General features: G+C 71.2%; 23 protein-coding genes. 16 read left to right on the top strand and 7 right to left on the bottom strand.

The genetic code is table 11. The features are described from left to right. Positions 1–47: 47 nt before the first annotated feature. Together ACFWPQ_RS40460 and ACFWPQ_RS40455 are read left to right on the top strand one after the other, a co-directional pair. Positions 48–1,190, top strand: coding sequence for a glycosyltransferase family 4 protein (locus tag ACFWPQ_RS40460; RefSeq protein ID WP_384046603.1), 1,143 nt, complete (start codon positions 48–50; stop codon positions 1,188–1,190). Positions 1,191–1,400: 210 nt separating this feature from the next. Continuing rightward, positions 1,401–2,984: a GMC oxidoreductase gene (locus ACFWPQ_RS40455; protein ID WP_384046728.1), complete on the top strand. Its 1,584-nt coding sequence runs from the start codon at positions 1,401–1,403 to the stop codon at positions 2,982–2,984. 19 nt (positions 2,985–3,003) lie between these two features. Here ACFWPQ_RS40455 and ACFWPQ_RS40450 read toward each other — a convergent pair whose 3' ends face one another. Further along, positions 3,004–4,800, bottom strand: a complete 1,797-nt coding sequence (locus ACFWPQ_RS40450; protein WP_384046600.1) for an AMP-dependent synthetase/ligase — start codon at positions 4,798–4,800, stop codon at positions 3,004–3,006. Between the two features lie 316 nt (positions 4,801–5,116). Between ACFWPQ_RS40450 and ACFWPQ_RS40445 the strand changes: the two genes are divergently transcribed. The 6 genes from ACFWPQ_RS40445 (at position 5,117) to ACFWPQ_RS40420 (ending at position 10,406) form a co-directional block, all read left to right on the top strand. Beyond that, a complete protein-coding gene (locus ACFWPQ_RS40445) occupies positions 5,117–5,914 on the top strand; it encodes a metallophosphoesterase (RefSeq protein ID WP_384046597.1) in 798 nt (265 codons plus the stop codon). 140 nt (positions 5,915–6,054) lie between these two features. Then, complete coding sequence (locus ACFWPQ_RS40440) at positions 6,055–6,498, top strand: SRPBCC family protein (RefSeq protein WP_384046594.1); 444 nt, start codon at positions 6,055–6,057, stop codon at positions 6,496–6,498. 252 nt (positions 6,499–6,750) lie between these two features. Continuing rightward, positions 6,751–7,905 carry an ArsA family ATPase gene (locus ACFWPQ_RS40435; protein ID WP_384046591.1) on the top strand — a complete coding sequence of 385 codons (1,155 nt, stop codon included), beginning with the start codon at positions 6,751–6,753 and terminating at the stop codon, positions 7,903–7,905. 63 nt (positions 7,906–7,968) lie between these two features. Next, a complete protein-coding gene (locus ACFWPQ_RS40430; protein ID WP_384046588.1) occupies positions 7,969–8,430 on the top strand; it encodes a DUF5304 domain-containing protein in 462 nt (153 codons plus the stop codon). A gap of 134 nt (positions 8,431–8,564) precedes the next feature. Further along, positions 8,565–9,518 carry an ROK family glucokinase gene (locus tag ACFWPQ_RS40425; protein ID WP_089101131.1) on the top strand — a complete coding sequence of 318 codons (954 nt, stop codon included), beginning with the start codon at positions 8,565–8,567 and terminating at the stop codon, positions 9,516–9,518. 141 nt (positions 9,519–9,659) lie between these two features. After that, entirely contained in the window at positions 9,660–10,406 is a 747-nt protein-coding gene (locus ACFWPQ_RS40420) for an endonuclease/exonuclease/phosphatase family protein (RefSeq protein WP_384046584.1), read from the top strand. Between the two features lie 88 nt (positions 10,407–10,494). Here the strand turns inward: ACFWPQ_RS40420 and ACFWPQ_RS40415 are convergent, their stop codons facing one another. Then, positions 10,495–11,088, bottom strand: a complete 594-nt coding sequence (locus tag ACFWPQ_RS40415) for a hypothetical protein (protein WP_384046581.1) — start codon at positions 11,086–11,088, stop codon at positions 10,495–10,497. Further along, entirely contained in the window at positions 11,081–11,860 is a 780-nt protein-coding gene (locus ACFWPQ_RS40410) for an alpha/beta fold hydrolase (protein ID WP_361283480.1), read from the bottom strand. Before ACFWPQ_RS40410 ends, ACFWPQ_RS40415 begins: the two co-directional genes overlap by 8 nt. 166 nt (positions 11,861–12,026) lie before the next feature. Between ACFWPQ_RS40410 and ACFWPQ_RS40405 the strand changes: the two genes are divergently transcribed. The 4 genes from ACFWPQ_RS40405 to ACFWPQ_RS40390 all read left to right on the top strand — a co-directional run bounded on the left by ACFWPQ_RS40405 (position 12,027) and on the right by ACFWPQ_RS40390 (position 15,890). Next, on the top strand, positions 12,027–12,764 hold the full coding sequence (locus ACFWPQ_RS40405; RefSeq protein ID WP_384046578.1) for a lysophospholipid acyltransferase family protein: 738 nt from the start codon (positions 12,027–12,029) through the stop codon (positions 12,762–12,764). A gap of 52 nt (positions 12,765–12,816) precedes the next feature. After that, the gene (macS, locus tag ACFWPQ_RS40400) at positions 12,817–14,031 is read left to right on the top strand and encodes a MacS family sensor histidine kinase (protein WP_384046575.1); all 1,215 of its coding nucleotides are present in this window, start codon (positions 12,817–12,819) and stop codon (positions 14,029–14,031) included. Further along, positions 14,028–14,690, top strand: coding sequence for a response regulator (locus ACFWPQ_RS40395; RefSeq protein ID WP_383714583.1), 663 nt, complete (start codon positions 14,028–14,030; stop codon positions 14,688–14,690). The genes macS and ACFWPQ_RS40395 overlap by 4 nt, the downstream gene beginning before the upstream one ends. A gap of 171 nt (positions 14,691–14,861) precedes the next feature. Further along, a complete protein-coding gene (locus ACFWPQ_RS40390) occupies positions 14,862–15,890 on the top strand; it encodes a 6-phosphofructokinase (RefSeq protein ID WP_384046570.1) in 1,029 nt (342 codons plus the stop codon). 104 nt (positions 15,891–15,994) lie between these two features. On the opposite strand, the gene ACFWPQ_RS40385 is transcribed toward ACFWPQ_RS40390, so the two are convergent. Together ACFWPQ_RS40385 and ACFWPQ_RS40380 are read right to left on the bottom strand one after the other, a co-directional pair. After that, entirely contained in the window at positions 15,995–17,860 is a 1,866-nt protein-coding gene (locus tag ACFWPQ_RS40385) for an anthranilate synthase family protein (protein ID WP_384046567.1), read from the bottom strand. Positions 17,861–17,978: 118 nt separating this feature from the next. Further along, positions 17,979–18,035, bottom strand: a complete 57-nt coding sequence (locus ACFWPQ_RS40380) for a trp operon leader peptide (protein ID WP_384046725.1) — start codon at positions 18,033–18,035, stop codon at positions 17,979–17,981. Positions 18,036–18,141: 106 nt separating this feature from the next. On the opposite strand from ACFWPQ_RS40380, the gene ACFWPQ_RS40375 reads away from it, so the two are divergent. Both ACFWPQ_RS40375 and ACFWPQ_RS40370 read left to right on the top strand, forming a co-directional pair. Then, positions 18,142–19,494 (top strand): class II 3-deoxy-7-phosphoheptulonate synthase, encoded by a 1,353-nt coding sequence (locus ACFWPQ_RS40375; RefSeq protein WP_384046564.1) that lies wholly within the window; start codon positions 18,142–18,144, stop codon positions 19,492–19,494. Positions 19,495–19,616: 122 nt separating this feature from the next. Continuing rightward, positions 19,617–19,862 carry a bacterioferritin-associated ferredoxin gene (locus ACFWPQ_RS40370; RefSeq protein ID WP_384046561.1) on the top strand — a complete coding sequence of 82 codons (246 nt, stop codon included), beginning with the start codon at positions 19,617–19,619 and terminating at the stop codon, positions 19,860–19,862. A gap of 15 nt (positions 19,863–19,877) precedes the next feature. Here ACFWPQ_RS40370 and bfr read toward each other — a convergent pair whose 3' ends face one another. After that, positions 19,878–20,357, bottom strand: coding sequence for a bacterioferritin (bfr, locus tag ACFWPQ_RS40365; protein WP_384046558.1), 480 nt, complete (start codon positions 20,355–20,357; stop codon positions 19,878–19,880). A 182-nt stretch (positions 20,358–20,539) separates the two neighbouring features. Between bfr and ACFWPQ_RS40360 the strand changes: the two genes are divergently transcribed. Next, on the top strand, positions 20,540–21,172 hold the full coding sequence (locus ACFWPQ_RS40360; protein ID WP_384046555.1) for a sulfite oxidase-like oxidoreductase: 633 nt from the start codon (positions 20,540–20,542) through the stop codon (positions 21,170–21,172). A gap of 33 nt (positions 21,173–21,205) precedes the next feature. Here ACFWPQ_RS40360 and ACFWPQ_RS40355 read toward each other — a convergent pair whose 3' ends face one another. After that, positions 21,206–21,733 carry a DUF4396 domain-containing protein gene (locus ACFWPQ_RS40355; RefSeq protein ID WP_384046552.1) on the bottom strand — a complete coding sequence of 176 codons (528 nt, stop codon included), beginning with the start codon at positions 21,731–21,733 and terminating at the stop codon, positions 21,206–21,208. Positions 21,734–21,997: 264 nt separating this feature from the next. On the opposite strand from ACFWPQ_RS40355, the gene ACFWPQ_RS40350 reads away from it, so the two are divergent. After that, the gene (locus ACFWPQ_RS40350) at positions 21,998–22,666 is read left to right on the top strand and encodes a Crp/Fnr family transcriptional regulator (protein ID WP_384046549.1); all 669 of its coding nucleotides are present in this window, start codon (positions 21,998–22,000) and stop codon (positions 22,664–22,666) included. The last annotated feature ends 55 nt before the right edge of the window (positions 22,667–22,721 follow it).

Raw genomic sequence — 22,721 nt, 5'->3', positions numbered from 1 at the left:
GGCCATGAAGCACGGCCGAACGCCCTGTGCGGGTATGGTCTGCGGCGATGCACAAGACGCTCATCGTGACCAATGACTTCCCGCCCCGGCCGGGCGGCATCCAGGCCTTCCTGCACAACATGGCCCTGCGGCTGGACCCCGAGCGGCTCGTCGTCTACGCGTCCACGTGGAAGCGGGGCCGGGAGGGCGCCGAGGCCACCGCCGCGTTCGACGCCGAGCAGCCCTTCACCGTCGTACGCGACCGTACGACGATGCTGCTGCCGACGCCCGGGGCGACCCGGACGGCGGTCGGGCTGCTGCGGGAGCACGGGTGCACGTCCGTGTGGTTCGGGGCGGCGGCTCCGCTCGGGCTGATGGCGCCGGCGCTGCGCAAGGCCGGGGCGGAGCGGCTCGTCGCCACCACCCACGGGCACGAGGCCGGCTGGGCGCAGCTGCCCGCGGCCCGGCAGCTGCTCGGGCGGATCGGGGACGCGACCGACACGATCACCTACCTCGGCGAGTACACACGGTCCCGGATCGCGACCGCGCTGAGCGCGGCGGCGGCCGGTCGGATGGTGCAGTTGCCGCCGGGGGTGGACGAGAAGACCTTCCACCCCGGTTCCGGGGGCGCCGAGGTGCGGGCGCGGCTGGGGCTGAGCGAGCGGCCGGTGGTCGTGTGCGTGTCGCGGCTGGTGCCGCGCAAGGGGCAGGACACGCTGATCCTCGCGATGCCGCTGATCCTGGCCGCCGAGCCGGACGCGGTGCTGCTGATCGTGGGCGGCGGGCCGTACGAGAAGGAGCTGCGGCACCTGGTCCGGGAGACCGGGGTCGAGGCGTCGGTGCGGTTCACGGGGGCCGTGCCGTGGTCCGAGCTGCCCGCGCACTTCGGCGCGGGTGACGTGTTCGCCATGCCGTGCCGGACCCGGCGGGGCGGGCTGGACGTGGAGGGGCTCGGGATCGTGTACCTGGAGGCGTCGGCGACCGGAATGCCGGTGGTGGCGGGCGATTCGGGGGGCGCGCCGGACGCGGTCCTCGACGGGGAGACCGGGTGGGTGGTGCGGGGCGGGTCCCCGGAGGAGGCCGCCGAGCGGATCGTCGTGCTGCTGGGGGATGCGGAGCTGCGGCGGCGGATGGGGGAGCGGGGGCGCTCGTGGGTCGAGGAGCGGTGGCGGTGGGATCTCCTTGCGGAGAGGTTGAAGGCGCTGCTGTAGAGGGTTGGGTCGTCGGTCGGCCGGCGGTCGGTGGGGGGTTCTCGCGCCCACGCGGCGGCAGCCGCATGTCCAATACAGCCCCGCGCCCCTTACGGGGCACTTGTCACCAACTCTGTTTTATCTCTAGGCGGAACCGGAAAATCCGCACATGCTGCGCGCATGACAGCAAAACTGATGCAGCGTCAGCTGACCAGACGTCACATCCTGGGCATGATCGCCCTCCAGACCGCCGCCGCGGCCGGTCTCACCCGTGTCGGACTCCAGTCGGCGCAGGCCGCCGAGGAAGCGGCCGACGTCACCAACGCCCCGGCCATCGTGGTCGGTTCCGGGTACGGCGGGGCCGTGGCCGCGCTCCGGCTCGGGCAGGCCGGGATCCGGACCGTCATGATCGAGATGGGCCAGCTGTGGAACACGGCCGGCTCCGACGGCAAGATCTTCTGTTCCACCGCCGCCCCGGACAAGCGCTCCATGTGGTTCAAGACCCGCACCGAGGCGCCGCTCGCCACCTTCCTCTGGCTGGACGTCGTCAACAAGGACATCGCCTCCTACGCGGGAGTGCTCGACCGGGTCCACTACGACAACATGTCCGTGTACGTGGGGCGCGGTGTCGGAGGCGGGTCGCTGGTCAACGGGGGGATGGCGGTCACCCCGCTCCAGTCCTACTTCGCCGAGCAGTTCCCGACCGTGGACGCGAGCGCGATGTACAACACGTACTTCCCGCGCGCCCGCACCATGCTGGGCGTCAACACCATCGACTCCACCTGGTTCGAGTCGACCGAGTGGTACCAGTTCACCCGGACGTCCCGGAAGGCCGCCGCCAACACCGGGCTCAAGACCACCTTCGTACCGAACGTCTACGACTTCGGCTACATGCAGCAGGAGGCCGCCGGCACCGCCACCAAGTCCGCGCTCGCCCAGGAGGTCATCTACGGCAACAACTACGGCAAGAAGAGCCTCGACAAGACCTACCTCGCCGCCGCCCTCGGCACCGGGAACGTCACCATCCACACCCTGGAGAAGGTCAAGACCATCACGAAGGCGAGCGACGGCTCGTACGTGCTGAGCGTGGACCGGATCGACACGAGCGGGAACGTCGTCGAGAGCAAGCAGTACAGCTGCACCTACCTGTTCCTCGGCGGCGGGAGCCTCGGGACCACCGAGCTGCTCGTCCGGGCCCGGGACACCGGGGCGCTGCCTGCCCTCAACTCCAGCGTGGGCGCCGGGTGGAGCACCAACGGCAACACCATGCTCGGGCGCGCCAACCACATCTGGGACACCACCGGAGCCAACCAGGCGACCATGCCGGTCATGGGCATCGACGACTGGGCCAACACCGACAACCCGGTCTTCGCCGAGATCGCCCCGCTGCCCATCGGGTTCGAGACCTGGGTGAGCCTCTACCTGGCGATCACCAAGAACCCCCAACGGGCGTCCTTCACCTACGACTCCGCGAGCGGCGGGGTGAAGCTGGGCTGGACCGCGGCCCAGAGCGCGGTCTCGGTCGCCATGGCCAAGAAACTGTTCGACCGGATCAACACGGCCAACGCCACGATCTACCGGTACGACCTGTTCGGGTCGTCCAGCAAGGTGTTCGCGGACGACTTCTGCTACCACCCGCTGGGCGGCTGCGTACTCGGGCAGGCGACCGACGACTACGGGAGGGTCAAGGGGTATTCCAAGCTGTACGTCACGGACGGCTCGCTGGTGCCGGGGAACATCGGCGTGAACCCGTTCGTCACCATCACCGCGCTCGCCGAGCGGACGATGGAACGGGTTCTCGCCCAGGACTTCTGAGCAAACCCCGAGTACCCCTCTACTTCTGGTAGATGGCCTCGATCTCGTCCGCGTAGTCCTTCGCCACCACGTTGCGCTTGAGCTTCAGGGACGGCGTCAGGTGGCCCGACTCCTCCGAGAACTGGGAGGACAGAATGCGGAACTTCCGCACCGATTCCGCCTTCGACACCGCGGCGTTGCCGTCGTCGACAGCGGCCTGGATCGCCGCGATCAGGTCCGGGTCGTCACGCAGCGACGCCGCGGTGGAGCCCGCCGGTTTGCCGTGGTCGGCCGCCCAGCGGCCCAGGAACTCGTCGTCGATGGTGACCAGCGCGCCCACGAACGGCCGCCCGTCGCCCACCACCATGCACTCCGCGACCAGCGCGTGCGCGCGGATCCGGTCCTCGATCACGGCCGGGGCGACGTTCTTGCCGCCCGCGGTGACGATGATCTCCTTCTTGCGGCCGGTGATCCTGAGGTAGCCGTCCTCGTCCAGGGTGCCGATGTCCCCGGTGTGGAACCAGCCGTCGGCCAGCGCCTCGGCGGTCGCGGCCGGGTTGTTCCAGTACCCCTTGAACAGGTGCTCGCCGTGCAGCAGCACCTCCCCGTCGTCCGCGATGCGGATCACCGAGCCGGGCAGCGGCTGCCCGACCGTGCCGATCTTCTGCCGGTCCCAGGGGTTGAACGCGGTCGCCGCGCAGGACTCGGTCAGGCCGTAGCCCTCCAGGACCGTGAAGCCGATGCCGCGGAAGAAGTGGCCCAGCCGCTCGCCGAGGGGGGCGCCGCCGGAAATCGCGTACTCGCCCTTGCCGCCGAGCACCGCGCGCAGCTTGCTGTAGACGAGCTTGTCGAAGGTCTTGTGCTTGATCTTCAGGCCGAGGGCCGGGCCCGACGGGGTGTCCAGTGCCTTGCTGTACGCGATCGCGGTGTCCGCGGCCTTGTCGAAGATCTTGCCCTTGCCGTCCGCCTGCGCCTTGGCGCGCGCCGAGTTGTAGACCTTCTCGAAGACGCGCGGGACGCCGAGGATCAGCGTCGGCCGGAAGGCGGCCAGTTCGTCGGTGAGGTTCTTGATGTCCGGGACGCAGCCCAGCTTGATCGGCGCCATCATCGGGGCGATCTGGACCAGCCGGCCGAAGACGTGCGCGAGCGGGAGGAAGAGGAGGACCGAACACTCACCGGTGCGGAACAGGGGGCGCAGGCGCTCCACGATGTTGCCGCACTCCGCGAAGAAGGCGCGGTGGGTGAGGACGCAGCCCTTGGGGCGCCCGGTGGTGCCGCTCGTGTAGACGATGGTCGCCGGGTCGTCCGCCTTCGCCTGCGAGCTGCGCTCGTCGACGGTGGCGTCGGTGACCCCCTGGCCGAGCCGGCCCAGCTCCTCCAGCGCGCCGGCCTCGATCTGCCAGACGTGCTTGAGGGCGGGCAGCGTCTCGCGCACCGACTCGACGGCGGCCGTGTGGCTGTCGAGTTCGACGATGCAGGCGGTCGCGCCGGAGTCGCTGAGGATCCACTGGACCTGCTCCGGCGAGCTGGTCTCGTACACCGGCACGGTGACCGCGCCGGCGCTCCAGATCGCGAAGTCGAGGAGCGTCCACTCGTACCGGGTGCGGGACATCAGGCCGACCCGGTCGCCCGGCTGGATGCCGGAGGCGATGAGGCCCTTCGCGGCCGCGTGCACCTCGGCCAGGAAGGCGGTCGCGGTCACGTCCTGCCAGACACCGCCGACCTTGCGGGCCATGACGGCGACGTTCGGATGCTGCGCGGCGTTTCTGCGGACGATGTCGGTCAGATTGCCGTCCGCGGGGACCTCGTACAAAGCCGGAAGGCTGAACTCGCGCAAGACTGCTGCTCCTCATAGGGCGCCGACGCCACGACGTTGTGCGATGCGACGGTGCGGTCCAAGGCTCGGGCAGGTACTCAGGGCTTCGCCACGGGCTGGAAGATCCGTTGGTTGAAATCCTGAGCACGACTGGACTGCCCGGACGTTACCCGCCGGTATGGCTTCTTCGACAGGGGGGTCCGGCGAGATGTTCGGTGCGTCACACAGGTTGGTGTTCCTTCGCGTACGGTAGTCCACGGCCTTAGTGACTGACCAGTAACCGCCGGTGCGGCCATCGCCTGTTCACGTTTGCCGCACAGGCCTACCCTTGATCACCATGGCAGCCACACCCACCGGCATCCCGAGGACCCGCGTCCACGTGGTCAGCGACGTGCACGGCAACGCCCGTGACCTGGCCCGGGCCGGCGACGGGGCCGACGCCCTGATCTGTCTCGGCGACCTCGTCCTCTTCCTCGACTACGCCGACCACTCCCGCGGCATCTTCCCCGACCTGTTCGGCGTCGAGAACGCCGACCGCCTCGTCGAACTCCGCACCGCCCGCCGCTTCGAGGAAGCACGGGAACTCGGCGCCCGGCTGTGGGGCGGGATCGGCATGGACCGGGCGACGGCGATCGAGAAGGCGGTGCGCAAGCAGTACGCCGAGATGTTCGCGGCGTTCCCGACCCCGACGTACGCGACGTACGGCAATGTCGACATGCCGCAGCTGTGGCGCGAGTACGCGGGCCCGGGCACCACCGTTCTGGACGGCGAGCGGGTCGAGATCGGCGGGTGGGTCTTCGGCTTCGTCGGCGGCGGGCTGCGCACCCCCATGCGCACCCCCTACGAGATCTCCGACGAGGAGTACGCGGCGAAGATCGAGGCGCTCGGCGAGGTCGACGTGCTCTGCACGCACATCCCGCCGGAGGTGCCGGAGTTGGTGTACGACACGGTGGCGCGCCGTTTCGAACGGGGCAGCCGGGCGCTGCTGGACGCCATCCGCCGCACCCGCCCCCGGTATGCGCTCTTCGGACATGTCCACCAGCCGCTGGTGAAGCGGATGCGGATCGGGGCCACCGAGTGCGTGAACGTCGGGCACTTCGCGGGCACCGGACGGCCCTGGGCGCTGGAATGGTGACGACCCCGGACAGGGGGTGAAGTCGGCTGGTCGGACGCGCGGTAGCCTTCACGCGGCAGACGCGTGCGCACGCCCGCGCACGCCGACCCCTTTACCGGTCCCACCGGTCCCACCGGCCCGCATCTGGAGGAGCCACGGCGATGGCGGAACACACCAGCTCGAACATCACGATCGAGGCGGCCCCGGCGGACGTCATGGCGGTGATCGCCGACTTCGCCCGTTACCCGGACTGGACCGGCGAGGTGAAGGAGGCGGAGGTCCTGAAGGCCGACGCCCAGGGCCGTGCCGAGCAGGTCCGCCTGGTCATGGACGCCGGTGCGATCAAGGACGACCAGGTCCTCGGATACACGTGGACCGGTGACAACGAGGTCTCCTGGACGCTGGTGAAGTCCCAGATGCTGCGGTCCCTCGACGGCTCGTACCTCCTCAAGCCGGCGGGCGCGGGTTCGACCGAGGTCACGTACTCGCTGACGGTGGACGTCAAGATCCCGATGCTCGGGATGATCAAGCGCAAGGCGGAGAAGGTCATCATCGACCGGGCGCTGGCGGGGTTGAAGAAGAGGGTGGAGTCGGGGGAGAAGTGACGTAGGGACGCGCCGTAGGGGTACGCGTAGAGCGCCGGGTGCGAGTGGGTGGGGGTTGCTCGCGCAGTTCCCCGCGCCCCTTGCGGGGCGCTGCAGTCGCGTCGGCTCCACAGCTACTCAGCTGCGGGCAGGCGTGCCGCAGGGCGGCACGGGTGGGCGCAGCGGCACCCTGCCAGCGCAGGTAAGTGACACCCCCTCCCCTCAGTTCCGGGCACCTACAGGCAAGGCCCGCTTCAGTTACGGTTCACCCTCATGCGCACCATCCTGATCACCGGCCCGGGCGGCAGCGGCCGTACCACCGTCGCCGCGGCCACCGCCCTGCGCGCCGCAGGCGAGGGCACCCCCACCCTCGTCCTGAGCGCCGACCGCACGGACACCCTCGGCGCCGCCCTGGGCACCGCGACAGGACCGGAGCCCACCCGCGTCACCCCCACCCTCACCGCCTGGCGCCCCGACGCCGCCGCCCGCTTCCGCGAGGACCTCACCGCCTTCCAGAGCCGCGCCGCGAACGTCCTCGACCTCCTGGGCGCCTCCCGCCTGGACGCCGAGGAGCTCACCCCCCTGCCCGGCGCCGAGGAACTGTCCTTCCTGCGCGCCCTGCGCGACGCCGCCCTCTCCGAGCGGTACGAGCTGCTCGTCGTGGACCTCCCGCCCGCCCCCCAGGCACTCGCCCTCCTCGCCCTCCCCGAGGAGCTCCGCCGGTACCTGCGCCGGCTGCTCCCGCCCGAGCGGCAGGCGGCCCGCGCCCTGCGCCCGGTCCTCGGCCGCCTCGCCGGCGTCCCCATGCCCGCGGAGTGGCTGTACGAGACGGCGGCCCGCTGGGACGTCGAGCTGGCCGCCGTGGAGGCCGTCCTCGCCGACCGCGACACCGCCGTACGCCTGGTCGCCGAACCCGGCCCGGCCGGCGCCGACGCCGTCCGCACCGCCCGTCTCGGCCTCGCCCTGCGCGGCCTGTCCGCCGCGACCCTGATCGCCAACCGGGTGCTGCCCGAGGCCACGCCCCTGCACACCCTCGTCGCCCAGCAGCGCAAGACCCTCGCGGAGTGGGGGGAGGCGTACGAGGTCGCGGCCGTCGCCCACCTGGGGCACGACCCGCGCGGCATCGACGACCTCGCCGCGCTCGCCGTGCCCGGTGTCAACACGGCGCCCGCCCCGGTCGAGTGGCCCGTCGCCGACCGGATCGAGGAGGACGGCGTCCTCGTCTGGCACATCCCGCTGCCCGGCGCGATACGGGACGGCCTGGACCTCGTCCGGCGCGGCGACGAGGTCGTGATCACCGTGGGCGGCTTCCGCCGGATCGTCGCCCTGCCGTCGGCCCTGCGCCGCTGCACCGTCGCCGGGGCCGGACTGCGCGACGGCGAGCTGCGGCTGCGCTTCGCACCGGACCCGGAGCTGTGGCCGCGCTGACGGTGAAACCGGTACGCCCGTTCGGGTAACGTCGTAGAGACGAACCGTAGTCAGGAGTCCGTCATGAGCGAAGAGCGCCCCGCAGCCGACGCCTCCGAGGCCGCGGACGAGGTACGGGCGACGGACGACGACGCCTGGGCCACCGCCTGCGCCGAGGACCTGCAGGCGGAGAAGGCCCGCCGTCGCGCCCAGTACGGCCCGCCGCCCGGGTCGGCCGCCGAGGAACTGCGCAAGTTCGTCGACGCCGTCGCCGACAAGCTGTCCGGCCTCCAGACCCCGCTGCTCGGGGCGGTCGCCGGACCGGCCGCCCAGCAGGTGGTCCGGCAGGTCGTCCAGCAGGCGAAGAACGCCGTCGAGCCCGTCATAGAGCGCAACCCGGACGTCTTCGACCACCTGGCCGCGGCCGGCGGTGAACTCCTCGCCGCCTACCGCTCCGCGGTCCAGGCCCAGGAGACCCGCTGGACCTCCCGCAAGCACGACCCGGGCGACGACGCCGGCCCCGGTGAACGCATCGACCTGGACTGACACCCCCGTCGAATCCCTCCGTCCCGCGCCCCGTCCCGCCGACCGGTCCGCTCACCGGACGGACGACGAGAACCCGACGGCAGGGCCTCGGGTACGGTTGGCCGTAGCGGGGCTCGACCGAAACTGAGGGATTCATGGGACTCACCATCGGCGTCGACATCGGCGGCACGAAGATCGCGGCCGGCGTGGTCGATGAGGAAGGCAACATCCTCTCGACCCACAAGGTGCCGACCCCGGGCACGCCCGAGGGCATCGTGGACGCCATTGCTTCCGCCGTAGAGGGTGCGCGTGCCGGGCACGAGATCGTCGGCGTGGGCATCGGCGCCGCCGGTTACGTGAACCGGCAGCGCTCCACGGTCTACTTCGCGCCCAACATCGACTGGCGCCAGGAGCCGTTGAAGGAAGAAGTCGAGGCCCGCGTCGGCCTCCCCGTGGTCGTGGAGAACGACGCCAACGCCGCCGCCTGGGGCGAGTACAAGTTCGGCGCCGGCAAGGGCCACCGCAACGTCATCTGCATCACCCTCGGCACCGGCCTCGGCGGCGGCATCATCATCGGCAACAAGCTGCGCCGCGGGCACTTCGGCGTCGCCGCCGAGTTCGGGCACATCCGGATGGTCCCGGACGGGCTGCTGTGCGGCTGCGGCTCGCAGGGCTGCTGGGAGCAGTACGCCTCCGGCCGCGCCCTCGTCCGCTACGCCAAGCAGCGCGCCAACGCCACCCCCGAGCACGCCGAGATCCTGCTCGGCCTCGGTGACGGCACCCCCGAGGGCATCGAGGGCAAGCACATCTCCATGGCCGCCCGGCAGGGCGACCCGGTCGCCGTCGACTCCTACCGCGAGCTCGCCCGCTGGGCCGGCGCCGGCCTCGCCGACCTCGCCTCCCTCTTCGACCCCTCCGCGTTCATCGTCGGCGGCGGCCTCTCGGACGAGGGCGAACTGGTCCTCGACCCGATCCGCAAGTCCTACAAGCGCTGGCTGGTGGGCGGCAACTGGCGCCCGGTGGCCGAGGTCATCGCGGCCCAGCTCGGCAACGAGGCCGGCCTGGTGGGCGCGGCCGACCTGGCCCGGGAGCCCGACCCGATCATGTAATCACCGCCCACGGGTCCCACCTGCTTTCTCGGGGGCGCGGGGAACTGCGCGACCAGCCACAACGAACCGGCAGTCGCACACCCACCTCGCGCCCCACCCCCCTAGGCGCACGGCCCCCTCTCACCGCGTACATTGATCCACATGGCGCCGCTCCCCAACTCCCACACAGAGCCCGACGGTTCCGCCGTCATCCGCGTCCTCAGCTACAACATCCGCTCCATGCGGGACGACACCGACGCCCTCGCCCGCGTCATCAGGGCCTGCGCCCCCGACCTGGTCCTGATCCAGGAGGCCCCCCGCTTCTTCCGCTGGCGCAAGAAGCTCGCCCGCCTGGCCTCCGCCTCCGACCTGGTGATCCTCACCGGGGGCGGCACCGCGGCCGGCCCGGCGATCCTCTGCGACCTCCGCGCCACCGTGGAGCGCACCGAGGACGTCCTCCTCCCGCTCACCCCCGGCCTGCACCGCCGCGGCCTCGCGACCGCCGTCGTCCGGTTCGGCGGCGCCCGCCTCGGCGTCACCAGCTTCCACCTCAGCCTCCAGCAGGACGAGCGCTACGAGCAGGGCGGCCTGCTCCTCGACCGGGTCGCCGGCATGGGCGTGGAGCACGCCGTCGCCGGCGGCGACCTCAACGACCGCCCCGACGGCCGCACCTTCCGCCGCCTGGCCGACGCCTTCCAGGACTGCCGTACCACCGCCCCCTGGGGCGGCGAGTTCACCTCCTGGTCCACCGACCCCCACCAGCGCATCGACGCCGTCTTCGCGACGAAGGGCATCGAGGTGCTCGGCTGCGGCGTCCCCCTGGACCAGCCCGGCGTGACCGAAGCCGATCTCACGCGGGCGACCGACCACCTGCCCGTGCTGGCCGCGCTCCGGGTGCCCTCGGCCTGAACCCGAGCCGTCGGACGGGAATCGGACGGGAAACACGAGGGCCCGTCCGGAGCAGCTCCGGACGGGCCCTCGGGCGGGCGTGGACCGGTCAGACGACGGCTCCCCGCCCGGGGTCGCCGTCCTCGTCGTCGTCGGTCTTCATACGGGTCACCAGCGTGACGAAGCCGCCGAGGAAGCCGCCGATGCCCAGCGTCGCCAGCCACCAGGTCATGTCCCAGCCCAGCAGCACGGCGAGCAGCAGCAGGACCGGCCCGCCCACCACGCCCAGCCAGGCGAACTTGGCCGTCGCGTCGGCCTCCGGCAGCGGCGGCGGCTCGGGCGGCACGAAGTGCCCGTCGTCGTCATCGTCGAAGTCGTCCTCGGACGCCTCCGGCGCCGTGTAGTCACGCGGGCCCACCCCGGGCGCGAAGGAGACGGAACCCCCCAGCGGCTGCACGGGCCGTGGCTCCTCGGCCGCCGCCCCGGCCGCGGTCCCCGCGGTCTCGGCGCCCTTCTCTGTCTCGTCCTCGTCGGTCGCAGGCAGCGCGAGATCCTGCACCGGCTTGTAGGGCTTCGTGCCCGGCGGGTCCGGCGGTTCATCGCCGTACCCCGCGACGATCGCCGCCCAGGCGGCCGCCTCGTCGAAGGGCACCCCCGTCTCGTCCGGCTCGCGGTCCTCGCGGTCGGAGTCGTGCTCAGCCAACTGCGGCCGTCCCTTCCTTGCCGACACTGGGTGCGAGCCGGCCGATGAAGGCGAGGCTCTCCTCGAAGATCCGGTCCGCGTCATGGTCCAACGTCGCCACGTGGTAACTCTGTTCCAGCACGACCTCCGTTACGTCCGTGGACGACACCCGGCTCAGGATCCGGGCGGAATCCACCGCCGGAACCACATGGTCCCGGGTGCTGCGCAGGAGCAGCAGCGGCTGGGTCACCTGCGGCAGCTCCTTGTCCACCTGGCGGAAGAAGTTCCGCAGCGAGTGCGCGCAGTGCAGCGGCACCCGGTCGTACCCCGTCTCCGCGGCGCCCGGCTTGGCGATGTCGCTGGCGATGCCCTTCGTCGTGCGGACGAGATGCCGGGCCACCGGAAGGGCGTACGCGGACAGGCCGTGCACCTTGTTCGCCGGGTTGACGATCACCACGCCGTCCACACCCGTACCGTTCCTGGCGGCCAGCCGGAGCGCCAGCGTGCCGCCCATGGACAGGCCCGCCACGAACACCTGGGAGCAGCGCTCGCGCAGCAGCCGCAGCTCGCGGTCCACCTCCGCGTACCAGTCCTGCCAGCCGGTGACCTGCATGTCCTCCCAGCGCGTGCCGTGCCCCGGCAGCAGGGGCACGGACACGCTCAGGCCGTGTGCCGCATGGTGTTCCGCCCAGGGGCGCAGCGACTGGGGCGAGCCGGTGAAACCGTGGCAGAGGAGGACGCCGACCTCCCCGCCGTCATGGCGGTACGGCTCGGCTCCGGGGAGAACCGGCACCTTCGGTCTCCAATTCTGAGAGAGGGCGGAACTGCGAGGGGTACGAACGACGACTCCAGTTGTGCTTCACCGTACGCGACGGCACTGACACCGACCAGGGTCGTCGGGCCCATTCCCGGCGCTCCGGGTTAAGGTCTGATCGACGGAAACAGGAGGCACTGGGTTGTTGTACGGCGCGATGAAGGTCGCCATCGGGGGACCGCTGAAGGTCACCTTCAGGCCCTGGGTGGAGGGCCTGGAGAACGTCCCGGCCGAGGGCCCGGCGATCCTGGCGAGTAACCACCTGTCCTTCTCGGACTCGTTCTTCCTGCCCGCGGTGCTGGACCGCAAGGTCACCTTCATCGCGAAGGCCGAGTACTTCACCACGCCCGGCGTCAAGGGCCGCCTCACGGCCGCCTTCTTCAAGGGCGTCGGCCAGCTGCCGGTGGACCGCTCCGGGGCGCGCGGCGCAGGCGAGGCCGCGGTGCAGAGCGGCATAGACGTGCTGGAGCGCGGCGAGCTGTTCGGCATCTACCCGGAGGGCACCCGCTCGCCCGACGGCCGCCTGTACCGGGGCAAGCCCGGCGGCCTCGCACGCGTGGCCCTCGCGACCGGCGCCCCGGTCCTCCCCGTCGCCATGATCGACACGGAGAAGATCCAGCCGCCGGGGCAGGTGATGCCCAAGCTGATGCGGCCGGGCATCCGGATCGGCAGGCCGCTGGACTTCAGCCGTTACCAGGGCATGGAGCACGACCGGTTCGTGCTGCGCGCGGTGACCGACGAGGTCATGTACGAGATCATGAAGCTTTCCGGCCAGGAGTACGTGGACATCTACGCGACGGCCGCCAAGCGGCAGATCGCGGAGGCCGCGAAGGCCGGGAAGGACGCGGCACGGAGAGCCGAGAAGAAGGCCGCCGAGTCCTAGACCGGCGGCAGGGGGACCGGCAGCCGGGGGACTGGCAGGGGACTGGGGGGACATGAGCAAGCGGGAACGCGTCATACGGATGTCGGTCGAGCAGCCCCTGTGGCGTGCCCTCACCGGCTACCGCGTACTGACCCTGCTCTACGCCATCGGCCTGTTCGCCTCCGCCTACGACGACTACGACCGCGCGGGCGTCGCCATCGCCTACTACGCCGTCCTGACCGTCTGGACCCTCGCGACCCTGCCCCGCGTACAGAACGCGGCGGCCTGCACCAAGCGCTTCCTCGCCGTCGACCTCGCCGTCGCGCTCACCGGCATCCTGCTGACCCCCTGGGTGGTCACCCAGGGCCACATCGACCGGGGCGGCCCGACCCTGCCGTCGATCTGGACCGCCGGCTCGGTCCTCGCCTACGCACTCAAGGGCGGCTGGCGGTGGGCCGCGTTCGCCTCCACCCCGGTCGCCGTCGCCAACCTGGTCGAGCGCGGCCACCCGGCCCGCGACACCGTCCACAGCGTGGTCCTGGTCTGGGTCGCCTCCATCGCCATCGGGTACGTCGTCGAGGTCGCCCGCGCCTCCGAGCGCACCCTCGCCCGCGCCCTGGAGATCGAGGCGGCGACCCGGGAACGGGAGCGGCTCGCCCGGGACATCCACGACGGCGTGCTCCAGGTGCTCGCCATGGTGCAGCGGCGCGGCACCGTCCTCGGCGGCGACGCGGCCGAACTGGGCCGGCTGGCGGGCGAGCAGGAGGTGGCGCTGCGGACGCTGGTCTCCGGCGGCCTGGTGCCGCTCTCCCGGGTCTCGGAGGACGAGGCCCAGGGCGCGGTCGTACGCCTCGTCGAGGAGCCGGACGACAGCGGCCCGGTCGACCTGCGCACGCTGCTCGCGCGGTACGCCGGATCCCGGGTCAGCCTTGCCGAGCCCGGTGCGCCGGTGGAGCTGCCGCCGGGCGCCGCACGCGAGCTGGCCGCGGCCGTCGGCGCCGCCCTGGACAATGTGCGCGGGCACGCGGGGGACGGGGCGCGGGCCTGGATCCTCGTCGAGGACGAGCCCGGCGAGGTCGTGGTCACCGTACGGGACGACGGCCCCGGCATCCCGGAGGGCAGGCTCGCCCAGGCCGAGGGGGAGGGGCGGCTCGGGGTGGCCCAGTCCATCCGGGGGCGGCTGCGCGACCTCGGGGGCAGTGCCGAGCTGGTCTCGGTTCCCGGGCAGGGCACGGAAGTCGAGCTGAAGGTACCGAAGGTCTCCCCGGGGAAGGCGGAGCGGCGATGAGTATCAAGGTCATGGTGGTCGACGACCACCCCATGTGGCGCGACGCGGTCGCCCGGGACCTGGCCGAGTCCGGGTTCGAGGTGGTCGCCACCGCCGGGGACGGCGACCAGGCGGTGCGCCGCGCCAAGGCCGCCGCGCCCGACGTCCTCGTCCTGGACCTCAACCTGCCGGCCAAGCCGGGGGTCCAGGTCTGCAAGGAACTCGTCGGCCACAACCCGGCGTTGCGGGTCCTGGTCCTCTCGGCGAGCGGGGAGCACGCCGACGTCCTGGAGGCGGTGAAGTCCGGCGCGACCGGCTACCTGCTGAAGTCGGCGTCCACCGAGGAACTCCTCGACGCGGTCCGCCGTACCGCCGTCGGCGACCCGGTCTTCACCCCCGGCCTCGCCGGTCTCGTCCTCGGCGAGTACCGCCGGCTGGCCTCCGAGCCCGCCCCGGCCGCGGACGCCGACCGGCCCGACGCGCCCCGGCTCACCGACCGCGAGACCGAGGTGCTGCGGCTGGTCGCCAAGGGCCTGAGCTACAAGCAGATCGCCGAACGCCTGGTCATCTCCCACCGCACGGTCCAGAACCATGTGCAGAACACCCTCGGCAAGCTCCAGCTGCACAACCGGGTGGAGCTGGTGCGCTACGCGATAGAGGCCGGCCTCGACGACGACTGAGCCGGCGACCGAGACGATCGAGACGACGACTGATCTGATCTGATCTTCGGGCGACGCGTAAACCAACCGCCCGACAATTCACCGGAATTGCCCTTCCGCGCCCATCCCTGTGTGAGCTGGATCACCATTAGCGTGAGTCCCACCAGGCAACCGCGGCGAAGGGACATTTCCATGCGGGTCGGAGTACTGACCGGAGGCGGCGACTGCCCCGGGCTCAACGCCGTCATCCGGGGCATCGTCCGCAAGGGCGTGCAGGAGTACGGCTACGACTTCGTCGGCTTCCGGGACGGCTGGCGCGGACCCCTCGAAGGCGACACCGTCCGCCTCGACATCCCCGCGGTACGCGGCATCCTGCCCCGCGGCGGCACCATCCTCGGCTCCTCGCGGACCAATCCGCTCAAGCAGGAGAACGGCATCCGCCGGATCAAGGACAACCTCGCCAAGCTGGAGGTCGACGCGCTGATCGCGATCGGCGGCGAGGACACCCTCGGCGTCGCCGCCCGGCTCACCGACGAGTACGGCGTACCCGTCGTCGGCGTGCCGAAGACCATCGACAACGACCTGTCCGCCACCGACTACACCTTCGGCTTCGACACCGCGGTCGGCATCGCCACCGAGGCAATCGACCGGCTGCACACCACCGCCGAGTCCCACATGCGGGTCCTGGTCTGCGAGGTGATGGGCCGGCACGCCGGCTGGATCGCCATCCACTCCGGGCTCGCCGGCGGCGCCAACGTCATCCTCATCCCGGAGCAGCGCTTCGACGTGGACCAGGTGTGCGCCTGGGTCACCTCCCGCTTCAAGGCGTCGTACGCCCCGATCGTGGTCGTCGCCGAGGGCGCCATGCCGAAGGACGGCGAGGCCGTCCTCAAGGACGGATCCCTGGACTCCTTCGGGCACGTCCGGCTCTCCGGGGTCGGCGAGTGGCTGGCCAAGGAGATCGAGACGCGCACCGGCAAGGAGGCCCGGACCACCGTCCTCGGGCACATCCAGCGCGGCGGCACGCCCAGCGCCTTCGACCGCTGGCTGGCCACCCGCTTCGGCCTGCACGCCGTCGACGCCGTCCGCGACGGGGACTTCGGCAAGATGGTCGCGCTGCGCGGCACCGACATCGTCCGGGTCCCGATCGCGGAGGCCACCGCGAAGCTGAAGACCGTCGACCTGAAGCTGTACGAGGAGGTCGGGGTGTTCTTCGGCTGACAGCCTGCTTCCCCCGCTCGGCCCACGCGCCGTCACGGTCACCGTGACGGCGCGCGGAGGTTCCTGAGGGGCGCGACCAGCCCCCACGGACCCGCACCCGAAACTCAGGCCTGAACGGTGCCGGTGCCGCGCAGTTGTCCTACCAACTCCCTCACCACGGCGGCCCCGTTCAGCGTGAGGACCGACTCCGGGTGGAACTGCGCCCCCGCAAAACCGGGGCCCCGGACGGCGTGCACCTCGCCGTTCTCCGCCCGGCTCACCTCGATGCCGTGCGCGGCCAGCTCCCGCGCCGCCTCGTCGTCGCAGCGGGCCACGAAGCTGTTGTAGAAACCGACCGTCTCCGGGCGCCCGAACAGGTCCACGGTCGCCTGCGCCCCCTGGTAGGGGACCTCCTTGCGGACGATGTCCAGCCCCAGCTCCGCCGCGATCAGCTCGTGCCCGAGGCAGACGCCCAGCACCCCGTCCCGGTGCTCCCGGAGCACGGTCGCGGTCAGCTCCCGCAGGAACCGCATCTTCGGATCGTCCAGGTCGGACGGGTCACCGGGCCCCGGGCCGAGCACGACCGGCCCCTCGTGCGCGAGCACGGCCGCCCGCAGCCCGGGCTCGTCGTACCGCCGGACGGTGACGTCCAGCCCGCCGGACCGCAGGACGTGCGCCAGCATCGCCGTGAACGTGTCCTCGGCGTCCACCACGAGAGCGTGCCCGGTCAGTTCCCCGGACCGCTCCTGCATCCGCAGCCAGAACGGCGCCAGTGACGCCCGCCGCCCGTCCAGCGCCGCCCGCACCCGGGGGTCGTCGGCCAGCCGGGGGCGTGCCGACTCGGAACGCGGGCGGGACGGCCGTACCCCGAGGGCCGCCAGCACTCCGGCTGCCTTCGCGTGCGTCTCCGCGACCTCGCTCACCGGGTCCGAGCCGCGCACCAGGGTGGCGCCGACGGGGACCCGCAGCCTCCCGTCCGCGTCGATGTCGGCGGTACGGATGAGGATGGGCGAGTCGAGCGTCTGGGCGCCGCCGGAGTCCCGGCCGAGCAGGGCCAGTGCCCCGGCGTAGTAACCCCGCCCGCCGACCTCGTGCCGCTCGATCACCCGGCAGGCGTTCTGCACCGGGGACCCGGTCACGGTCGCCGCGAACATGGTCTCCCTCAGGACCTCCCGCACGTCCAGCGAGGACCGGCCGCGCAGCTCGTACTCGGTGTGCGCGAGGTGCGCCATCTCCTTCAGCCGCGGCCCGACGACCACCCCGCCCATGTCGCCCACCGTGCACATCATCTTGAGCTCCTCGTCGACGACCATCGACAGCTCCTCGATCTCCTTGCCGTCGGCGAGGAAGCCGAGCAGGTGCTCGGGGGTGGGGCCCTCGGCGGGGTAGCGGTACGTGCCGCTGATCGGGTTCATGACCACCGTGCCGCCGGACATCCGCACGTGCACCTCGGGGCTCGCGCCGACCAGCGTCCGGTCCCCGGTGTGCACGACGAACGTCCAGTACGCGCCCCGCTCGCCCTCCAGGAGCCGCCGGAACAGCGCCAGCGCGTCGGCGCGCCCGAAGCCCGGGATCTCTCCCTGGTACGTCCGCCGGATCACGAAGTTCGCGCCCTCGCCCCGGCCGATCTCCTCGCGCAGCACGCGGCCGACGATCTGCGCGTACGTGTCGTCGTCGACGTCGAAGGCGCCGGATTCGACCTGGACGTCGTGGGAGGGGAGGGCGGCGAGGGCCTCGTCGAGTGGAATGTGACATACCACTGTCGGGGTCAGTACCAGCAGCGGCGTCCCGTCGTCCCGCACGTCGAACCCCCGCTCCCGGATCTGCCGGTACGGAACCAGGGCGAGCCCCTCCTCGGGCAGGTCGGCGAGCCGGTCGTGGGCGGTGACCGGGCCGACCAGGAGCTCCACCGTGCTCTCGTCGTGGCCGGGGGTGCGGCGGCGGAGCAGGGCGAAGGGGCGGTCGTCGTGGAGCAACTGGTTCAGGTCCATGGTTCCTCTGCGGTCCTTTGTCGGATGAGACAGGTGAGACAGCTGGGAGAGGAACGACCCCGGGAACGCCGAAGGCCGCCCCTCCGGGCGGCCTTCGCGAAGTCTTGCGTACGCGCAGTCAGTGGGCCGCCGGAGAAGCGGTCCACCACCAGTTCTGGATCGAATGCACGAACATGCGGCAAACCTTACCGCAGCCCACCCCCTGTCCACAGGACAATCGCTCTGTCTCACCAGTCGAGCCGGAGGAAAACATGGCGACACGACCCCGTAATGTTTACGAGGTGACCGTGAACGCTAAGACCAGCCTGAGCGCTGGCAACACCTGGCGAAACCTGCCCGCGGCGCAGCAGCCCGAGTACCCCGACCCCGAGGCTCTGCGCGCAGTCGTTGCGGAGCTGGAGTCGTATCCGCCGCTCGTCTTCGCGGGCGAGTGCGACCAGCTGCGCGCCCGGATGGCGTCCGTCGCCAAGGGAGAGGCGTTCCTCCTCCAGGGCGGCGACTGCGCCGAGGCCTTCGACGCGGTGTCCGCCGACCACATCCGCAACAAGCTCAAGACCCTCCTCCAGATGGGTGCCGTGCTGACGTACGCCGCGTCGGTGCCCGTGGTGAAGGTGGGGCGGATCGCCGGCCAGTACAGCAAGCCGCGCTCCAAGGGGACCGAGACCCGCGACGGCGTGACCCTGCCGACGTACCGCGGCGACTCGGTCAACGGCTTCGACTTCGACGAGAAGGCGCGCATCCCGGACCCCGAGCGGCTGAAGCGGATGTACAACGCGTCCGCCTCGACGCTGAACCTGGTGCGTGCCTTCACCACCGGCGGTTACGCGGACCTGCGCCAGGTGCACGCCTGGAACCAGGACTTCGTGAAGTCCTCCCCGTCGGGCCAGCGCTACGAGCAGCTCGCCCGCGAGATCGACAACGCGCTGAACTTCATGCGGGCCTGCGGCGCGGAGCCCGAGGAGTTCAAGACGGTCGAGTTCTTCTCCTCGCACGAGGCGCTGCTCCTTGACTACGAGTCCGCCCTGACCAGGGTCGACTCGCGCACCGGCAAGCTCTACGACGTCTCGGCGCACATGGTGTGGATCGGTGAGCGCACCCGGCAGCTGGACGGGGCGCACATCGAGTTCGCCTCGAAGATCCGCAACCCGATCGGCCTCAAGCTCGGCCCGACGACGACGGCCGAGGAGGCGCTGCGGTACATCGACCGCCTCGACCCGGACCGCGAGCCGGGCCGGCTGACCTTCGTCGTCCGGATGGGCGCGGACAAGGTCCGGGACAAGCTCCCGGAGCTGGTCGAGAAGGTCACCGCCTCGGGTGCCACCGTGGCCTGGGTGACCGACCCGATGCACGGCAACACCTTCGAGGCGGCCTCGGGCCACAAGACCCGCCGCTTCGACGACGTGCTCGACGAGGTCAAGGGCTTCTTCGAGGTCCACAAGGGGCTTGGCACCCACCCGGGTGGCATCCATGTCGAGCTCACCGGTGACGACGTCACCGAGTGCGTGGGCGGCGGCGACGAGATCTTCGTCGACGACCTGCACCAGCGCTACGAGACGGCCTGCGACCCCCGCCTGAACCGCAGCCAGTCCCTGGACCTGGCGTTCCTCGTCGCGGAGATGTACCGGGACCAGTAACCACCCGGACCTGCCGTGGGGCGCGGATCACATGCGATCCGCGCCCCTTCGGACTTTTGCGGGCCCGGGACGCCGGGTAAGGTTAGGTTGACCTTATCGACCCCGGCGGGAGGTGAATCCGCGTGTACGTCTGCAGCTGTTTCGGGGTGACCGAGGCGCAGGTCAAGCGGCACGCGGAGGACGGCGCCGCCACTCCTCGCCAGATAGCGTCCGCCTGCAAGGCGGGCACGGACTGCGGTTCGTGCGTCCGCCGCATCCAGGCGATCCTCGGCCGGGGCGCCTGCCCCCGCCGCGAGCTGGCCGACCAGGGGCGCCCGGTGCTCTCCGAGATCGACGGCGGGCTCGACGGGCTGGGCGAAGCCGCCTAGGTCGAGCCGCCCGGGTCAGCTCTCCGGCTGCTCGATCAACTGTGCGAGGTAGAGCGCCTCACCGAGCTTCTCCACCAGCTCCAGCTGGGTGTCGAGGTAGTCGATGTGGTGCTCCTCGTCCTTGAGGATGTCCTCGAAGATGTTCGCGGACGTGATGTCGCCCTTCTCGCGCATCACCTTGATCCCGCGCTTGAGCCGGTCGATCGCCTCCACCTCGATCTGCCGGTCGGCCTCGAACATCTCCTTCACGGTCTGCCCCACACGGACGTGGAACAGCCGCTGGTAGTTGGGCAGCCCCTCCAGGAACAGGATCCGGTCGGTGAGCACCTCGGCGTGCTTCATCTCGTCGAACGACTCGTGCCGGGTGTACTTCGCGAGCTTGTACCAGCCGAAGTTCTCCTGCATCTTCGCGTGCAGGAAGTACTGGTTGATCGCGGTGAGCTCGCCGGTGAGCTGCTCGTTGAGGAATTCGATGACCTCGGGGTCGCCCTGCATCGCAGAGGCTCCTTCCACGGACTGGGGTGTCTGCGGCGCATGATTGCACCGGCGTAGAAGATCGTCCAGTAAGTGCTGACTTAGTAAGTAAGTCCGCACTTGGTGGAAGTTGACCGATTTGATGATCGGTGAGCGGTCTGCCTGGTCAGGTGCACCGCCCGTGGTCTGTCAGGATGGAAGGCATGGGTCATCCGGTGGAGCACGCGTCTCGGGAAGCCGCGGGAGCCGAGCTTCCGCCGGGGCAGCGACTGCAGCGCGGCTGGCCGGTCACGCACTACGGCCCGGTGCCCAAGTTCCGGCCCGAGCGCTGGGAGTTCCGGGTCTTCGGCGCCACCGCCGACGGGGGCGCGCAGGTCTGGAACCACGAGCGGTTCACGGCCCTGCCCTACGCCACCGTGGTCGCCGACCTGCACTGCGTGACGAAGTTCAGCATGCTCGGCGCGGAGTGGGGCGGGATCCCGGCGCGGACCGTCCTGGAGCTGGCGCCGCCCGCCCCCGAGGTCACCCATGTGATGGTCTGGGCGGAGTACGGCTTCAGCTCCAACCTGCGCCTCGCGGACTTCGCCGCCGAGCGCACCCTCTTCGCCACCCACAAGGACGGCGAACTCCTCACCGCCGAGCACGGTTTCCCGGTCCGCCTGGTCGTCCCGCACCTGTATGCCTGGAAGGGTCCCAAGTGGGTCCGCGGTATCGAGTACATGACCGCCGACCGCCGCGGCTTCTGGGAGGAGCGCGGCTACCACAACATCGGCGACCCCTGGAAGGAGCAGCGCTACTCCTACCAGGAGGGGCCGGGAGACGGTCCGGAGCTCTGAGGTCCAGCCGCCCGGTGGTGGAGGTCCCGCCGTTCAGTGGTGGTAGCGGTGCACCACCGCGTGCCCCTTGCCCCGCCCGATCGTCCACTTGTTGACCGGCGCGGTCACCACGAACGCGAGCACGAGCGAGACGGCCAGCGAGACCCAGAACAGCGCGTCGCCCAGCTGGGCGTCCATCGCGGCCGGCCAGACCAGGATCGTGCCGTTGTCGATCAGCTCCATCACGGCGATGGAGAGGGTGTCCGCGGCCAGCGCCACCCGCAGGGCGGTGCGCAGGTCGACGCCCGCCTTCAGGACCCCGCGCATGGTGAGCGCGTAGCCGAAGAAGAACGCCAGCACGATCGCCAGCAGTGTGGTCGGCAGGTTCCCCCAGCCGAACGCCGTGCCCACGACCATGCCGAGCACCTCGCCGATCGCGCAGCCGGTGAGGCAGTGCAGGGTGGCCTGGGCGGCCATGGCCCAGGAGGCGCCGGCGGCGCCGGGTGCCTCGTGGGGTGCGTGGGGTGTGTGCGGTGCGTGCGCGTGTTCGGTGTGCTCGTGGACGGTGTGCTCGTGGTCCATGGCCGACCCCCGGTGTCAGGTGCGGATCCTTCTGTGACGCCAACATATATACCCCCCAGGGGTATTCCGGGGAAGGGTCCGGGCTCGTTCCGGTAACGGCGCGCACATTCCGTGCCCAGAGCGCTACGCTGAGATTCTTGCCTGGCGGGAGACGCGCCGGGCGGAGACGGATCCGAGGGGCCCTTGGGGTTCCGCTTGTGATCCGGTTCGGGGGCGAGCGGTCGGGGGACGACGGTGGGGCTGTTCGGAGAGCGGCATACCTTCATGGGTGGCCTCGGTTCGGGGGACCGGGAGGCACTGGCGGGACTCGGCACCCGGCACGAGTACCCGCCGTACGAGACGGTCGTCGCGGAAGGCGACCGCACCACGTTCGCGGTGGTCCTGCTCAGCGGCTGGTGCACGGTGTGGACGCCGACCGAGCGCGGTGGCCGGCTGATCCTGGCGCTGCGCCGGGCCGGCGAGGTCGTCGGCGACATGGCGGCGCTCGACGGCCGCCCGCGCAGCGCCTCGGTGAGCACCCTCGGCCAGGTGACCGGACTGGTCGTGCCCGGCGAGCGGTTCCGGCGGTTCCTCGCCTCCCGGCCGCACGCCAACGCGCTGATGATGAACCAGCTCACCGAGCGGCTGCGCAGCGCGGACCACGAGCGCCGGGCCCTGGCCTCCATGACCGTGCTGCAACGGCTCGCCGAGCGCCTGGTCGAACTGGCCGACCGCACCGGCCGGCCGGAGAACGAGGCCGTGACCATACGGCTGCCGCTCGCGCAGCACGAACTGGCCGCGTCCGTGGGCTCCACCCGCGAGGCCGTCGCCAAGGCCCTGCGCCTGTTACGGGAACAGGGCCTGGTCCGCACCGGCCCCGGCACCCTGGCCGTGGCCGACCTGGACCCGCTCCGCCTGCTCGCCGCCGGACAACCACACGGCACGGAGACCTGACAAGCACGCGTCCCGCGCTGTGTAAACGGCTACAGCGGCGACCGTCCGGCTCCGC

The sequence above is a fragment of the Streptomyces sp. NPDC058464 genome (assembly GCF_042721035.1).
GTDB lineage: Bacteria > Actinomycetota > Actinomycetes > Streptomycetales > Streptomycetaceae > Streptomyces.
The sequence above is the reverse complement of the archived record's forward strand: the minus strand, read 5'-3'. Positions and strand labels throughout refer to the sequence as shown.

Excerpts from the sequence above, each read along its gene's own strand:
- ACFWPQ_RS40425 (WP_089101131.1), top strand. The coding sequence starts at position 8,565 with ATGGGACTCACCATCGGCGTCGACATCGGCGGCACGAAGATCGCGGCC.
- bfr (WP_384046558.1), bottom strand. The coding sequence starts at position 20,357 with ATGCAGGGCGACCCCGAGGTCATCGAATTCCTCAACGAGCAGCTCACC.
- ACFWPQ_RS40395 (WP_383714583.1), top strand. The coding sequence starts at position 14,028 with ATGAGTATCAAGGTCATGGTGGTCGACGACCACCCCATGTGGCGCGAC.
- ACFWPQ_RS40460 (WP_384046603.1), top strand. The coding sequence starts at position 48 with ATGCACAAGACGCTCATCGTGACCAATGACTTCCCGCCCCGGCCGGGC.
- ACFWPQ_RS40355 (WP_384046552.1), bottom strand. The coding sequence starts at position 21,733 with ATGGACCACGAGCACACCGTCCACGAGCACACCGAACACGCGCACGCA.
- ACFWPQ_RS40390 (WP_384046570.1), top strand. The coding sequence starts at position 14,862 with ATGCGGGTCGGAGTACTGACCGGAGGCGGCGACTGCCCCGGGCTCAAC.
- ACFWPQ_RS40350 (WP_384046549.1), top strand. The coding sequence starts at position 21,998 with ATGGGTGGCCTCGGTTCGGGGGACCGGGAGGCACTGGCGGGACTCGGC.
- ACFWPQ_RS40440 (WP_384046594.1), top strand. The coding sequence starts at position 6,055 with ATGGCGGAACACACCAGCTCGAACATCACGATCGAGGCGGCCCCGGCG.
- ACFWPQ_RS40360 (WP_384046555.1), top strand. The coding sequence starts at position 20,540 with ATGGGTCATCCGGTGGAGCACGCGTCTCGGGAAGCCGCGGGAGCCGAG.
- ACFWPQ_RS40385 (WP_384046567.1), bottom strand. The coding sequence starts at position 17,860 with ATGGACCTGAACCAGTTGCTCCACGACGACCGCCCCTTCGCCCTGCTC.
- ACFWPQ_RS40420 (WP_384046584.1), top strand. The coding sequence starts at position 9,660 with ATGGCGCCGCTCCCCAACTCCCACACAGAGCCCGACGGTTCCGCCGTC.
- ACFWPQ_RS40430 (WP_384046588.1), top strand. The coding sequence starts at position 7,969 with ATGAGCGAAGAGCGCCCCGCAGCCGACGCCTCCGAGGCCGCGGACGAG.
- ACFWPQ_RS40455 (WP_384046728.1), top strand. The coding sequence starts at position 1,401 with ATGATCGCCCTCCAGACCGCCGCCGCGGCCGGTCTCACCCGTGTCGGA.
- ACFWPQ_RS40445 (WP_384046597.1), top strand. The coding sequence starts at position 5,117 with ATGGCAGCCACACCCACCGGCATCCCGAGGACCCGCGTCCACGTGGTC.
- ACFWPQ_RS40435 (WP_384046591.1), top strand. The coding sequence starts at position 6,751 with ATGCGCACCATCCTGATCACCGGCCCGGGCGGCAGCGGCCGTACCACC.
- macS (WP_384046575.1), top strand. The coding sequence starts at position 12,817 with ATGAGCAAGCGGGAACGCGTCATACGGATGTCGGTCGAGCAGCCCCTG.